Origin of the sequence: Pseudomonas syringae group sp. J309-1, from assembly GCF_032582135.1 — a bacterium.
In the GTDB taxonomy this organism is placed as follows: Bacteria; Pseudomonadota; Gammaproteobacteria; order Pseudomonadales; family Pseudomonadaceae; genus Aquipseudomonas; species Aquipseudomonas quasicaspiana.
The window spans coordinates 103,932-116,852 of sequence record NZ_JAWHNU010000002.1; the positions used below are offsets into that span (position 1 = coordinate 103,932).

The 12,921-nt window shown below is 60.0% G+C and carries 11 protein-coding genes; all 11 read right to left on the bottom strand.

The annotated features are described in order from the left end of the window. Nucleotides 1-25 precede the first annotated feature (25 nt). The 11 genes from RX972_RS01630 to RX972_RS01680 all read right to left on the bottom strand — a co-directional run bounded on the left by RX972_RS01630 (nucleotide 26) and on the right by RX972_RS01680 (nucleotide 12,899). The gene (locus RX972_RS01630) at nucleotides 26-1,852 is read right to left on the bottom strand and encodes an ABC transporter ATP-binding protein (protein WP_316872304.1); all 1,827 of its coding nucleotides are present in this window, start codon (nucleotides 1,850-1,852) and stop codon (nucleotides 26-28) included. A gap of 75 nt (nucleotides 1,853-1,927) precedes the next feature. Continuing rightward, entirely contained in the window at nucleotides 1,928-2,248 is a 321-nt protein-coding gene (locus RX972_RS01635) for a GNAT family N-acetyltransferase (RefSeq protein WP_316872305.1), read from the bottom strand. Beyond that, nucleotides 2,245-3,609, bottom strand: a complete 1,365-nt coding sequence (locus RX972_RS01640; protein ID WP_316872306.1) for an MFS transporter — start codon at nucleotides 3,607-3,609, stop codon at nucleotides 2,245-2,247. The genes RX972_RS01635 and RX972_RS01640 overlap by 4 nt, the downstream gene beginning before the upstream one ends. A gap of 35 nt (nucleotides 3,610-3,644) precedes the next feature. Then, the gene (locus RX972_RS01645) at nucleotides 3,645-4,208 is read right to left on the bottom strand and encodes a GNAT family N-acetyltransferase (RefSeq protein WP_158227283.1); all 564 of its coding nucleotides are present in this window, start codon (nucleotides 4,206-4,208) and stop codon (nucleotides 3,645-3,647) included. A 2-nt stretch (nucleotides 4,209-4,210) separates the two neighbouring features. Continuing rightward, the gene (locus RX972_RS01650) at nucleotides 4,211-5,419 is read right to left on the bottom strand and encodes an acyl-CoA dehydrogenase family protein (RefSeq protein WP_316872308.1); all 1,209 of its coding nucleotides are present in this window, start codon (nucleotides 5,417-5,419) and stop codon (nucleotides 4,211-4,213) included. A gap of 26 nt (nucleotides 5,420-5,445) precedes the next feature. Then, nucleotides 5,446-7,158 (bottom strand): ABC transporter ATP-binding protein, encoded by a 1,713-nt coding sequence (locus RX972_RS01655; RefSeq protein ID WP_316872310.1) that lies wholly within the window; start codon nucleotides 7,156-7,158, stop codon nucleotides 5,446-5,448. Beyond that, nucleotides 7,155-8,018 carry an ABC transporter permease gene (locus tag RX972_RS01660; RefSeq protein WP_316872311.1) on the bottom strand — a complete coding sequence of 288 codons (864 nt, stop codon included), beginning with the start codon at nucleotides 8,016-8,018 and terminating at the stop codon, nucleotides 7,155-7,157. Before RX972_RS01660 ends, RX972_RS01655 begins: the two co-directional genes overlap by 4 nt. Continuing rightward, on the bottom strand, nucleotides 8,015-9,007 hold the full coding sequence (locus tag RX972_RS01665; RefSeq protein WP_096116033.1) for an ABC transporter permease: 993 nt from the start codon (nucleotides 9,005-9,007) through the stop codon (nucleotides 8,015-8,017). The genes RX972_RS01660 and RX972_RS01665 overlap by 4 nt, the downstream gene beginning before the upstream one ends. Further along, nucleotides 9,004-10,689, bottom strand: coding sequence for an ABC transporter substrate-binding protein (locus RX972_RS01670; protein WP_316872312.1), 1,686 nt, complete (start codon nucleotides 10,687-10,689; stop codon nucleotides 9,004-9,006). The genes RX972_RS01665 and RX972_RS01670 overlap by 4 nt, the downstream gene beginning before the upstream one ends. 225 nt (nucleotides 10,690-10,914) lie before the next feature. Continuing rightward, on the bottom strand, nucleotides 10,915-11,496 hold the full coding sequence (locus RX972_RS01675) for a GNAT family N-acetyltransferase (RefSeq protein ID WP_316872313.1): 582 nt from the start codon (nucleotides 11,494-11,496) through the stop codon (nucleotides 10,915-10,917). Then, nucleotides 11,493-12,899 carry an LLM class flavin-dependent oxidoreductase gene (locus RX972_RS01680; protein WP_316872314.1) on the bottom strand — a complete coding sequence of 469 codons (1,407 nt, stop codon included), beginning with the start codon at nucleotides 12,897-12,899 and terminating at the stop codon, nucleotides 11,493-11,495. The genes RX972_RS01675 and RX972_RS01680 overlap by 4 nt, the downstream gene beginning before the upstream one ends. Nucleotides 12,900-12,921 lie beyond the last annotated feature (22 nt).

The window sequence follows — 12,921 nt, forward strand, 5'->3', positions numbered from 1 at the left end:
ACTTCGGCAGCTCCAACAGGAAGCATCAAACGACCGCATCCCCCAACGCATCGCTGAACTGACGATTCCACAATCGAGAATATTGCCCGCCCAGACGCAGCAGCTCTTCGTGGCTGCCGTCTTCGATCACCCTGCCCTTGTCGAACACCAGAATCCGGTCCAAGTGGGCCACGGTAGACAGCCGGTGGGCCACCACGACCACCGTCTTGTCCTCCATGATTTCATCCAGCTTGTCCTGAATAAAACGTTCGGTGATCGAGTCCAGGCTAGAGGTCGCCTCGTCCATCACCAGAATCGGCGCGTTCTTGAGTAGCACCCGTGCGATGGCGATGCGTTGCCGTTGCCCACCGGACAACTTGACCCCTCGCTCCCCAACCAGTGACTCATAACCGTGCTCCATGCCCTCGATAAACTCACTGGCTCCGGCGCGGTGAATCGCTTCGGCAAACTCCTCAAGCGAAGCGTCCATCCGTCCATAGTGGATATTCTCGCGAATGCTACGGTGGAACAGGCCTGGTTCCTGGGGGATCAGGCCGATCTGCTGATGCAGGGAGTGCTGGGTAGCATCGCGAACATCCACACCGTCAATCAGCACCGCCCCTTGCTGTACATCGTACAAACGCAGCAGCAGGTTGAGTAAGGTGGATTTTCCCGAGCCCGAAGTCCCTACCAAGCCGACTTTCTGGCCCGCCGGAATCACCAGATTCAAACATTCGAAAATTGGCTTGTCGGCACCGTAGCTGAAGCCAACATCGCGGAATTCTATGTCGCCGCGTTTGATCTGCAAAGCTTTTGCATCAGGGCGGTCGATCACTTCGTGGGGCCGGATCAGGGTGCGGACCCCATTGGCGATATTTCCGGTCGCCTCGAAAAACTCGAGAAACCGTCGGGACAGGTTACCCACATCACTGATGATCAACAGCGACAGGCTGGTGGACATGACAAACGCGGCAATGTCGATCCGTTGTGTGCGCCAAAGATACAGGGCCATCAGCAGCATCCCCAGCTTGAGGACAACCCCGCAGCCGGTCTGGAACCAGCGAATCTTCTCCATGTACCACAGGGATTGATAGGCCGCAGCCACTTCCTTGTCGAGAAACTTGCCGAGATAGCTGTGCTCGAACGCATGGCGCGCGAACAGCCTGATGTTCGCCAGGTTGGACACCGCATCGACGACCTTGCCGGTGCTGGTGCTGCGAGCCGCCGAATACCGTTGCGCGAGTGGATGGCTGCGTCGCGCCAACACGTAACAGACCGCGATGAAGACTATCGACCAACCGGCCATGAACATCGCCAGCAGCGGCGAAGCGGTCCATAACAAAACCGTGGCCAGCGTAAGGGTCACCAGGAGCGGAATCAGGTCAAACAAAAGAATGCTCAGCGTCTGATTAACGCCCAGCGCGATTTCGAACACCCGGTGCGTCAGGGCGCCAGCGAACTCGTTGCTGATGAACCGGTGCGAATGTTGTTGCAGATAAGCAAACACCGCATGGGTGACAGTGCGTCGCTGTAACGGCAACACTTGGATGTGACAGCCTGCGGCGGCCCGGGTCAGCAAGACCTCCAGCACCAGGAGCCCGCTGAACAAGGTCAACGGCCACTGCAATACCTCAAATGCATGCTCGGTATCCAGGCCGCTGCTTACGGTGCGGGTGATCTGCCCCAGCCCCCATGGAATGAGAATGGTGCAAACCACGGCGGCGATCTGCAGCAGCAGAATCGCCCCATACCAGCCCTTAAAGCGACCGATAAAAAACACCACAAAGGGCGCAGGCTTGCTCGGCAGGTCCTTGACCTTCCACGTGTTCAAGTGCGGATCGCGTGGTGTGAAAGATAAAAAAGACCAAGTCATGACAGATGCAATTCCTGAATGACGCCTGTGGCCGCGCAGCTTTCAGGCAAAAAATGGGCACATCAGCTGCCCGGTTCAACAGATAGGTTCGAGAGGCTTGCGGTATCGAAATTCTGCCAGTACTCGACCACCCCGCGTGATGCTGCGTTGAGATCCGAGATAAGGATCAAGTCCTGCGGTACGGTAGAAATGGATGGCTCGTAGATTGTCGACAAGCACCCAAAGTGTGACGGCTCCGAAGTCCACGGCCGAAAGATACGAAACCGCCTCCAGCCAAAACTCGCGACCGACACCTGTCTCCCAGTATTCGGCGAGTACATACACGGTCGAGACGTCTCCCGTAATGTGCACCAGGGCCATGGCTCTGGCGTCGTCAGGCCGCGCGTCACGAATCATTGAGTACGTCCGGCATACACTGCCGAACCCGCCCTGGACGACAGCTTGAAAAACACCAGCCCGGACAAGGCAAATACTGCGCCGCCCAACCCCATGACCAACGCAATATCGCTTTGCGTGACATTGGCATGCCCGCGCAGGGACATCACCAAGCTCAGCAAGGCCGCAGCCATACCCACTGACAGGCTCATGGTCAGCTGAACGGTCATGGCTGACAGGCTGCTGGCACGGCTTGACTGTTCTGCCGGTACATCGGCGTAAGTCAGGGCACCCAGCGTGCTGTATTGCAGAGAGCGGATGATGCCACCGCCAAACAGCACCAGCACGACGATCCAGTACGGCGTAGACACTTCGAACATTGCACAGCCGAACATGCTCAGACCGGCGACGACGGCGTTAAAGATCAGCGTACGCTTGAAGCCGAAACGGCTGACGAATCCTACCGCCAGCAACTTCGCCAAGAACGCCCCCGCACCACCGGCAAAAGTCAGCAGCCCTGCCTCCAGTGGGTTAAGGCCGAAGCACAACTGAAACAAGAGAATGAGCAGAAAGGGCTGTGCGGAGCTGCCGATGCGCATCAGGTTCCCGCCCCAGAAACTGATATTGAAGGTCGGGATACGCAGCAGTGATAGATCGATCAACGGCTGTGCTGTACGCCGGGAATGTCGGATGTACAAACCACCACTGAACAATCCGACGCCGATCAGCAGCAACGCCCAATGACGCGCCAACAGGCCGTGGCCGAACGCCTCGAAGCCAAACACTAACCCGCCCAGACCCAGAGCGCTGAGCAACAGGCCGGGAACATCAAGTGGTTCTGCACGGGCACCGGGGTAATCCGGGATATGTCGTAGCACCAGCCAGATACCGAGCATCCCGATCGGCACATTGATCAGGAAAATCCAGTGCCATGACAGGAACGTCACCAGCAGTCCACCCAGCGGAGGGCCCACCACCGGGCCGATCAAGGCCGGGATCGTCAGGTAGGACATCGCCCGCAGCAGGTTTTCCCGCGCGGACCAGCGCAACAGAATCACCTGCCCCACCGGCACCATCATCGCTCCGGCTGCCCCTTGGACCATCCGCGCCAGCGACAACTGCAGCAACGAGCCCGCACAAGCACAAACCACCGAAGCCAGGGTGAAGAGCACGATGGCACTGACGAACACCCGTCGTGGTCCGAAGCGATCTGCCGCCCAGCCGCTGACCGGCACGAACAGCGCGACCGCCAGCAAGTACAGCGAAACCACCAGATTCATGCGCACGCTAGACTCAGCGAAATCCTCTGCCATCTGCGGTAACGCTGTCAGCACGGCCGTCGCGTCAATCAACTCCATGAACAACGCGCAACCGATAATCATCGGCACGCGCCTCAGATTATCCTCGGTGCCCTCGCTCAAACGGCTGGAGGCTGATGAGTTGGCCTGTGATAAACCAGCGTGTCGCAGAGCCCGAATTTCTCCGACCTGCGCGCCCCCACGATCCTCTGTGTGCATGTAAATCCCACGACCTCAGCCAGGCGCTGGCTGGCAAAATTGGCCGACGAAGTCGTCAGCCGTAAGGGTGCCTGATCCAGATGCACGACCAGCGCTCTAAGCGCCTCGCGCATCAAGCCGTTCCCCGCGTAAGCCTGATGTACCCAGTAGCCCACTTCGAAACCATCCGCCTCATTGTCTTCGGGCGTCAGGCCGATACAGCCGACCACGGTCGGACTGCACTGGCGAAGCAGCAGAAAGTAACGCTTTTCCTGACCACTCAGGACCAGTCCGTCCCTGCCCCTCTCCAGGCTTTCGCGAGTTTCGTCAACAGACCAGTGCGGTTTGCTCCACGTCAGAAAGTCATGATGCAAGGCGTAACTGGCGTTCAAAGCATCCGCCAGTGGCTGGGCCAGTTCAGGTGAAGGCTGAACCAGCACCAGGCGCAGGGTTTCAACGTGCTGCGGCAGTTCAAAGGCTGCCATGCTTAAAACAGGCCCGACGTTGGCGGCGAAGTCCCTTTGAGTTGCCAGGCACCGACCGCTGCGGCTTTCCATTGACGGGGATTGTGGTTGGCCACGGTGCGAGCGTTTCGCCAGTGGCGATCAAGGTTATGAGCGCGGGCCGTAGTCGACGCGCCGCCTACATCAAACACCAGCTCGGCGGCCTTGAGCGCAGCCTCGGCGGCAATGTACTGCGCCTGCGCCACATCGACGGCTGCCTGATCCACGGCCTGCGGGTCCAGACCACCTGCCCACGCCCGGTCGATGGATTGGGCAGCATGCAAGACCACCGCCTGGGCGGTGAATGCCCGAGCGGAAATATCACCGACGCTCAGCTCCACGTAGGGGTCATCCACCGAGCGAGTAGCCGTGCTGTGTTTGATCGGCCGCGCATGCTCATTGGCAAACACAACGGCATCGTTTAAGGCATTACGGGCAATACCGGCCTCGACAGCGGCCAGGAACAACTGCAAAAACGGCGTAACGATGGTGCGCTGGCCTTCTTCCACCGTTCGGGTGCGGATTTCATCGGCTTTGACCAGTACGCTATGCAGATGCGTCGTGCCACTGGCCGTTAAACGCTGACCCATGGCATCGAAATCGTCCAGCAGCTCCAGGCCCTGGCGATCGCGAGGCAGGATGAAAGACACCGGCTGATCGTCCTCGTCCAGCGCCACCGCGCTGACCCAATCGGCATACAACGAACCGGTGCTGTAATACTTGCTGCCTGTGGCCCGATAATCTGCCCCGTCGCGCACAATGCGCGCACTGATCGAGCCGTTGGCGCCGCCCACCTCCCAACCCGCGTTGCCCACCACTGCGCCTTGCAGATAGCGCTCGAACCAGCGCTCACGCTCACCCTCCGCGCCCTCGGCCTGCGAAGCCAGCAATCCTTCGACAAAGCCGAAACCTGGTCGCAGCGCCTGGGCCACGTTGGAATCGGCCGAGGCGATACGGATCAGTAAGGCAATCACATCCTCCACGGAGCCACCCGCGCCACCAAACCGGGTCGGAATTCTGCAGGTAAACAAACCTGCTTTGGCAATTTGCGCGACAGCCTCATAGGGCAACTGCCGATCACGCTCACGCTGCGCGGCGCCCTTGGCGATATCCGGTAGCAGACGGTCGGCCCGGGCATTGAGCTCTTGCACCGACGCGATGGCTCTTTCAGGTACAGCAGACAACTTGCTCATGGCAATTCCTTGTTCAAGATGCGAACTTAAATAGCGATTTTCCACAGCCGGGATTCATCAAACAGCCACGCCGTGTTTTCAGATTCCAGCGGCGGCACGACCAGTTTGGTTTCGGCCCCAGGCAGACGCGGCACAGCGCCCAGCAATCGGCGGGTGTATTCATGTTGTGGACGCTCGAAGAGGGTTTCGACGTCTGCGCTCTCGACCACCTTGCCGTGGCGCATCACCAGCACTTCGTCACTGACGTGGCGAATAACTCCCAGGTCGTGGGAGATGAACAGGTACGCCAGCCCCAACGAGGTCTGCAGGTCCGCCAGGAGATCCAGCACCTGGGCTTGTACCGAAACATCCAGCGCCGACACCGGCTCATCACAAATAATGATTTTCGGATCACTGGCAATTGCCCGGGCAATGGCGACCCGCTGACGCTGCCCACCCGAGAGCTGCAACGGCCGTCGTGCCGCCAGCTCCGCAGGCAGGCGCACCTGGCTCAATAATTGGCTGATCCTTGCCGGTTGTTGCGCAGCAGCGATACCGGCCACATCCAGCGCATCAGCCAGAATCTGCCCGACACTCCAGCGTGGATCGAAAGAACTCAACGGGTCCTGATAGATAACGCTGATGTCGCGCCGATACAAACGCCGCTGCTTCTCTTCGACCTGATCATTACCGACACCGGCCCAGGGTTGATCGAGGAACGTCACCTGCCCCGCATCGGGCTGCAGCAGACCGAGCACGATCCGCGCGACAGTGGTCTTGCCTGAGCCCGATTCACCCACGATGCCCAGGGTGCGCCCCGCTCGCAGTTCGAAACTCACATCATCGACCACCTGCCGCGACTGATCGTCCGGGCCGACATAGCGCTTGCCCAGTCGATACGCCTGCAACAGCACGGGTGAATCGCGCCCCGGCCGTGGCTGCGTGGAGACAATCCCACGCTCCGGAGACAGTCGCGTACCGCGTACATGCTCGCCCGGTACGGCATCAAGCAAGGCCCGGGTATAGGGGTGGCGCGGCTCACGCAAGACCTGCTCCATCGGGCCTTGTTCCACCACCTCGCCATGACGCAGCACCAGCACTTCATCGGCCAGTTGCGCCACCACGGCAAGGTCATGGCTGATAATCAGCAACGAGTCGCCCCGTGCCTTGATCTCTTGCAACACTTCGAGAATCTGCGCCTGCACCGTGGCATCCAGCGCCGTGGTCGGTTCATCCGCAATCACCAGACCGGGGCTCAACGCCAAGGCACTGGCAATCAGCGCCCGTTGACGCAGGCCGCCGGACAGTTGATCAGGGCGCTGACGGGCACGCAGCCGGGGTTCAGGAACACCGACCTTTTCCAGCAACTCAACTACGCGTTCAGCGCGCGTGTGTCGGTCGCCCCAACCGTGGGTCCTGAGCACTTCGAGGATTTCCTTGCCCACCGGCCGCAATGGGTCCAGCGACACCAATGCATCCTGCAACACGAAACCAATGCCCTTGCCGCGTAAACCTCGCCAGCCGCGCTCGGACAACCCCAGCAGATCCTGCCCACCATAACTGAGGCTGCGCGCAGTGACTTTTGCACCCGCCCCGGCCAGACCAATCAGGCTACGGGCGGTGACACTCTTGCCAGAACCCGACTCGCCGACCAGCGCCAGGGTCCTGCCCGGCGCCAGGGTAAATGACAGGTTGCGCACGACCGATTGACCGGCAAACTCAATGGAAAGGTCTTCGACGATCAGGTGTTTGTCGCTCATGAGAGGCGGCCCTCCAGGCGTTGTTGCAGGTAGCGGCCAGCCACCGTGGTCGACAGCGTGGTCAGCACAATGAACAACCCTGGAAAGAACGTGAGCCACCAGGCGTTGGCGATGAAATCGCGACCCATGGACAACATGGTTCCCCACTCCGGCGCAGGCGGTCGTGCGCCAAGACCGAGGAAGCTCAGAGCAGACGCCCAGACAATCGCCTGCCCGACGCCCATGGTCAGGGTGACGATCAGCGGGCGCATGGCGTTGGGTAGAAGTTGCCGGGTAATGATCCGCAGAGGCGGATGCCCGAGCGCCTTGGCGGACTCGATATACCCCGCGTTACGCACCGCCAGTACCTGGCCGCGCACCATGCGCGCATAGCCAGGCGCCCCGCCCAACCCGGTGGCGACAATCAACGGCCCGATGCCGCTGCCGAAGATCGCCACGAACAACAGGGCGAGGATCAAGCTTGGGAAGGCGAAGAGAATTTCCAGCGACCAGTTGACGCCCCGGTCCAGATACGCACCTCCGAGCCCACCCAGCAAACCCAGCACAATCGCGATGGACATCGCCAACGCCGTGGCCGCCAGGCCGATGAACAGCGACTGGCGCGTGCCATGGATCACCCGGGAAAAAATATCCCGCCCGGACTGATCAGTGCCGAACCAGTGCGCCCAACCGGGAGGATGGAAGGCATCGTGAGGCACGATGGCCAGTGGGTCGCTGTGGGCAAACAGCTGCGGCAACAGCGTCGCCAGAATCAGAAAACCCAGAAAGCTCACCGCCAGCAGCGGCCCGAGACGGACTTTACGCGGCGCGCGTTGCACACGAATGCCGGGCAGTGTTGTTTCAAGCGTCAATTCGCTCATGCCGCACTCCTCTCTTGGCGTGGGTCGACCCACAGGTACAGCAGGTCGACGAGAATGTTGGCCAGCACATAACCGGCGGCGACCACCAGGCTGATACCGATGGTGAGCGGCAAATCCTGAGCCTGCACGGCCTGGTACAACTGACGGCCCAAGCCTTTGCGGGAAAAGATCACTTCAATCACCACCGCGCCGCTGATCAAGGCGCCGATGGCCCAGCCGGACAGGGAGATACCGGGCAACACGGCGTGGCGTAACGCATGCTTGAAACGCACTGCCGTGTCACTCAAACCTCGGGTTCGAGCGGTCAGGACAAAGGGTTGATCGAGGGTCAACTCCAGCGATTCACGAGTCACCTGAGCAATAAACCCAGCCAGTGGAATCGCCAGCGCCAGTGACGGCAACACCAGGGTGCGCCAGCCGTCGCTGCCCGCCGGCGGGAACAATCTGAGGCCAAAAGCAAACACCGCCAGCAGCAGGATGCCCAGCCAGAAATGCGGCAACGCCGCAGACAGGGTTTCGGCCAGCGAAGCGAGGCTCGACACCCAACGCTGGCGGCCCGCCGTCAACACGGTCAGGGCCAGCACCAGTATCCAGGCCAGCACCAGCGAGGTGAGTGTCAGCTCCAGCGTGGGCCAGGATTGCTCAGCGAGCACCCGCGTGACCGGCAAATGCTGGGAATAGGAAACCCCCAGATCCCCCTGAACCAAACGCCCCAGATACAAGCCATACTGAACCGCCAGCGGTTTGTCCAGGCCGTACTCACGGGTGGCCTCGGCGATAGTTTCCGCCGTCGGGTTACCGCTGGGGCCACCAAGAATCGCCAGCACCGGGTCACCGGGCATCAGACGCAAGGCGAAAAACGTCAGGGTTGCCACTGCCCATAGCACCAATACACCGCCTGCCAGCCGCCACAAGGCACGGCGCCTCAGGCGAGTCAGACGTTCCCGGCGCGGGTTGGGCAGTTCATTGACAAGGGATGCATTCGTCATTTGTTCACCCATGCGTCATAGAGGTAGGTCACCGCCAGAGATGGCTCCAGGCGCACGCCCTGGGTAGTCTTGTAGATGCCCAGGCGTGTGCTTTGCGGATAGGTGGTCAGTTGCAGGTATTGGCGCGAAGCAATCTGCTGCGCCTGGTAATACAACGCGCGACGTTGCTCGGCGTCCTGCGTGGTCAGCGCCTGCTGGATGATCCCGTCGAACGTCTTGTCGCTGAATCCGGCGGTGTTCTGGTGATAGCCGCCCACCCCGGCGGGCTGAACGAACTCGGAGCTGAAAATGATCCGCAGCACGTCAGCGGTGTTGGTGTTCCAGTAGCCCAGACGGATGTCGTAATCCCAGTCAGCCTGACGCTTGGTCGCCAGCACGTCGCTCATCTGGTCGACGATCAGCTCAAAGCCTGCCTGGCGCGTCGTCGCCTGCACCTGCTCCCACAGGGTGTATTCCGAAGGTGGCGTGCGGTTGCCCATCACCACATGCACCTGCAGGCGCCTCCCGTCCTTGACTCTGTAACCGTCGCCGTCGCGTTGAGTCCAGCCTGCCTGATCGAGCAATTGCGCGGATTTGGCAGGATCGTAATCCTGGGCATGCTGGAAGTCGGGGCTGTAGAAACGCGTTGCCGGGCTCAACGGCCCGCCCGCGCGTGGGAACTCGTTGAAATAAACACTCTTCAACGCCCCGTCGATATCGGCGCTGCGTACAAATGCTTCGCGCACCTTCAGATCATTGAACGGTGCGCGGGTAATGTTCAGCGTTCCGTTGGTAGGGTTACCCGGCCGCTGGGCGATGATCAGGGTCAGGTCCGGATTGCGGCGGGCCGCCTCGTGGGATTCCGGTGGCAAGGCCTCAATCACATCCACTTCACCGGCCTGCAACGACGCGAAGCGAACGGAAGGCTCCTGAATGAACTTCCAAACGATCCGCTCCAGCCACGCCCGGCCTTGATGTTTGGCAGTCGGCGGCGCCCAGTTGTAGTCCGGGTTGCGCACCAGTTCCACCTGGCTCTGGCGATCCCAGCGCACCACCTTGAATGGGCCACTGCCCACCGGGCTTTCGCAGTTCACATCACGGGATCGCTGCAACGCGGTCGGCGATTGAATGCCGAGAAAACCTTGAGCCAACACTTCAAGAAACGCCGCATACGGCGTCGCTAGATGCACCACTGCCGTGTAGTCATCAAGCACTTCAGTGCTGCGGTACTGGCGGATATATCCGCCCGCCGTACTGGACTGGGTTTTCGGGTTGGCCATGTGATCGAGGTTAGCTTTCACCGCCGCGGCCGTGAACGGCGTGCCGTCAGTGAAGTGCACGTCATTGCGCAGATGGAAGGTGTAAGCCAGACCATCGGCGGAAACTTCCCAGCTCTTGGCGAGCCAAGGCCCGATGCGCCCATCGGCATCCATCGACACCAGCGAGTCCAGGTACTGTTGCGCTACGAACACTTGCGGCATGTCCCCGCCCACATGGGGGTCCAGGCAAGTGGGTTCGCGGTCAGTGGCGTAGACCAGCGTGCCGCCACTGACCGGTTGATCACTGCGCGCGGCTGTCGATGCACTCTGATTGCAGCCCATCAACAGACTGCAGACCGCCACAATGCCAACCATCGGTTTGATGTTGGGCAGCGACCTGGATCGTCTGCCGTTAAGTCGCAAATACGGGTCACGTTCTCGCATGGATCCTGATGCCTTTAGTCCGGGAATAGACCTATTGCACAAGGCATGCCGGGTTTTTCGCGCAGTAAACACGGGGGTTGGCAGGGTGTTGCAACTGTCTGAAACGACAATGTGTGCAGGTGCTGTTGGTTAGGCAACAGATAGGATGTGTGACGCACCTGTTGGAGCTAGGCTTGCCCGCGAAGAACGATAACGCGCTATGTCTGGCAAACCTTGATTCAGCCGTTACGGTGTATCAGGGATAGAATTGAGCAACACCCGATACCGCACCAACGGTAACGGCTCGCCCTGCTCCACTACGATCACTTGCGTTCGCGGCTCAACGACAAAACCTGCAGCCTGATAAAAACCGATAGCCCGATCATTGCCCTGAAGCACCCGGACGGTGGCAGCGGTGTAACCCGCATTGATCAACAATTGACGCACATGCCGCCAGAGCCGTGTCCCGATTCCTTGCGACCAGACCTTCGGCAGTAAATTGATCGCTCGTAACTCTGCGGTAGTGCTTATAGCCTCGGCATCACGGCTGCTGCCGAAAGAAGCCCAAGCTACCAACTGGCCGTTCTGCTCCACCACCTGTACTGACATCTTATCAGTGGCGATGGCATCCGCGAGTACTTGTGCACGTCGATCAATGTCGTTGGCCAACCCGGCCAAATAGCCTGCCGACAACAGATCGCGGTAAGTCGCCTGCCAGGTCAATAGATGGATCTGCGCCAACTGCGGAGCATCATCAATACGTGCAGATCGAAGTTTGATCTCGGCAAAGGGCCTTGCCGAGTCTGAAGACGGGGGTAAATAACTCAAACTGCCCCCGGAAAACGCAACGGTAATGCCGGTTGACGCAAGGCAGCAGGATCACGATAACGCGCGCCGAAATGATCATTAGGCAAGCGTGCCTGCCCCGCCCCGAACAACCGCTCACGCAAGGTCTCGCCTTCGACATAGCGCTCGCGAAAACGACCGCGACGGCGCAGCTCGGGGATCACCAGCTCGATGAAGTCGCGTGCTGTTTCGAAGGAAAGGTACTGGCGCAGATTGATCCCGTCGATGCCGTCCACATCCAGCCACTTTTCGATTTCATCAGCGACCACCTCAGGCGTGCCCGCGACGAAAAAGCGCTCTCGGTCGAAGCCTTCCAATTGCGCCAACACCGTCCCGACGGTCGCTTCGGGTTTGTAGCGCTGCAAACTCTGCCAGCCTTTGACTTGGCGGATGATTAAATCGCTGATCAATGCATCCCTGGGGTAGGCCGTCAAATCCACCGCCGATTGCGCATGAGCCAGGGAGGCTTCAACACTCATCAACTTGCGATAGTTGTCGAGCTTCTTACTGACTTCCTCATCCGTTCGACCGACGATCACCCCTGCCATGACAACGAACTTTATGCCCGCAGGGTCTCGCTCATGGGCAACTGCCTTTTGCCGCATGGCCTGAATGTTGGACCGTACTGCAGCACTATCCGCCCCGCCGGTGAACACCACCTCGGCGTGCCGCCCGGCGAACTCGATGCCGGCCGGTGAGCCGGTGGCCTGGAACAGCACCGGAGTGCGCTGCCGCGAAGGCTGGCACAGGTGCGGGCCGGCCACTTTGAAGTGCTGGCCCACATGATCGATATAGCGCACCTTGTCGGGGTCAGTGTAGATACGCTGCTGACGATCCTGAATCACGGCGTCATCGTCCCAGGAACCCTCCCACAATTTGTAGAGCACATCCAGGTACTCATCGGCGATCTCGTATCGATGGTCGTGAACCACCTCGGTGTCATGGCCGAAATTGCGCGCGGCATTGGGCAGGTAGGAGGTGACGATGTTCCAGCCGACCCGGCCCTTGGTCAGGTGATCGAGTGTGCTCATGCGTCGGGCAAAGGCAAACGGCGGCTCGTAAGTGGTGGAAAAGGTCGCGCCGAAGCCAAGGTTTTTAGTAACCGTAGCCATCGCGGGGATCACCAGCAACGGGTCATTACTGGGGATTTGCATGCCCTCACGCAAGGCCGTTTCAGGGCCGTCACGGTAGCGATCGTAGGTGCCGATCACATCAGCGAGAAACACCCCGTCGAAGGTACCGTACTCCAGCAATTGAGCCAGTTCGGTCCAGTAGTCCAGGTCATTGAAGCGGTGTCGGTTGTTCTCAGGATGCACCCACAAACCGTGGACGATATGGCTTACGCAATTCATTTCAAACAGATTGACGTGCAGTTGCTTGGGCACTGAAGACACTCCTTTGTGAACA

Excerpts from the sequence above, each read along its gene's own strand:
- RX972_RS01630 (WP_316872304.1), bottom strand. The coding sequence starts at position 1,852 with ATGACTTGGTCTTTTTTATCTTTCACACCACGCGATCCGCACTTGAAC.
- RX972_RS01635 (WP_316872305.1), bottom strand. The coding sequence starts at position 2,248 with ATGATTCGTGACGCGCGGCCTGACGACGCCAGAGCCATGGCCCTGGTG.
- RX972_RS01640 (WP_316872306.1), bottom strand. The coding sequence starts at position 3,609 with ATGATTATCGGTTGCGCGTTGTTCATGGAGTTGATTGACGCGACGGCC.
- RX972_RS01645 (WP_158227283.1), bottom strand. The coding sequence starts at position 4,208 with ATGGCAGCCTTTGAACTGCCGCAGCACGTTGAAACCCTGCGCCTGGTG.
- RX972_RS01650 (WP_316872308.1), bottom strand. The coding sequence starts at position 5,419 with ATGAGCAAGTTGTCTGCTGTACCTGAAAGAGCCATCGCGTCGGTGCAA.
- RX972_RS01655 (WP_316872310.1), bottom strand. The coding sequence starts at position 7,158 with ATGAGCGACAAACACCTGATCGTCGAAGACCTTTCCATTGAGTTTGCC.
- RX972_RS01660 (WP_316872311.1), bottom strand. The coding sequence starts at position 8,018 with ATGAGCGAATTGACGCTTGAAACAACACTGCCCGGCATTCGTGTGCAA.
- RX972_RS01665 (WP_096116033.1), bottom strand. The coding sequence starts at position 9,007 with ATGACGAATGCATCCCTTGTCAATGAACTGCCCAACCCGCGCCGGGAA.
- RX972_RS01670 (WP_316872312.1), bottom strand. The coding sequence starts at position 10,689 with ATGCGAGAACGTGACCCGTATTTGCGACTTAACGGCAGACGATCCAGG.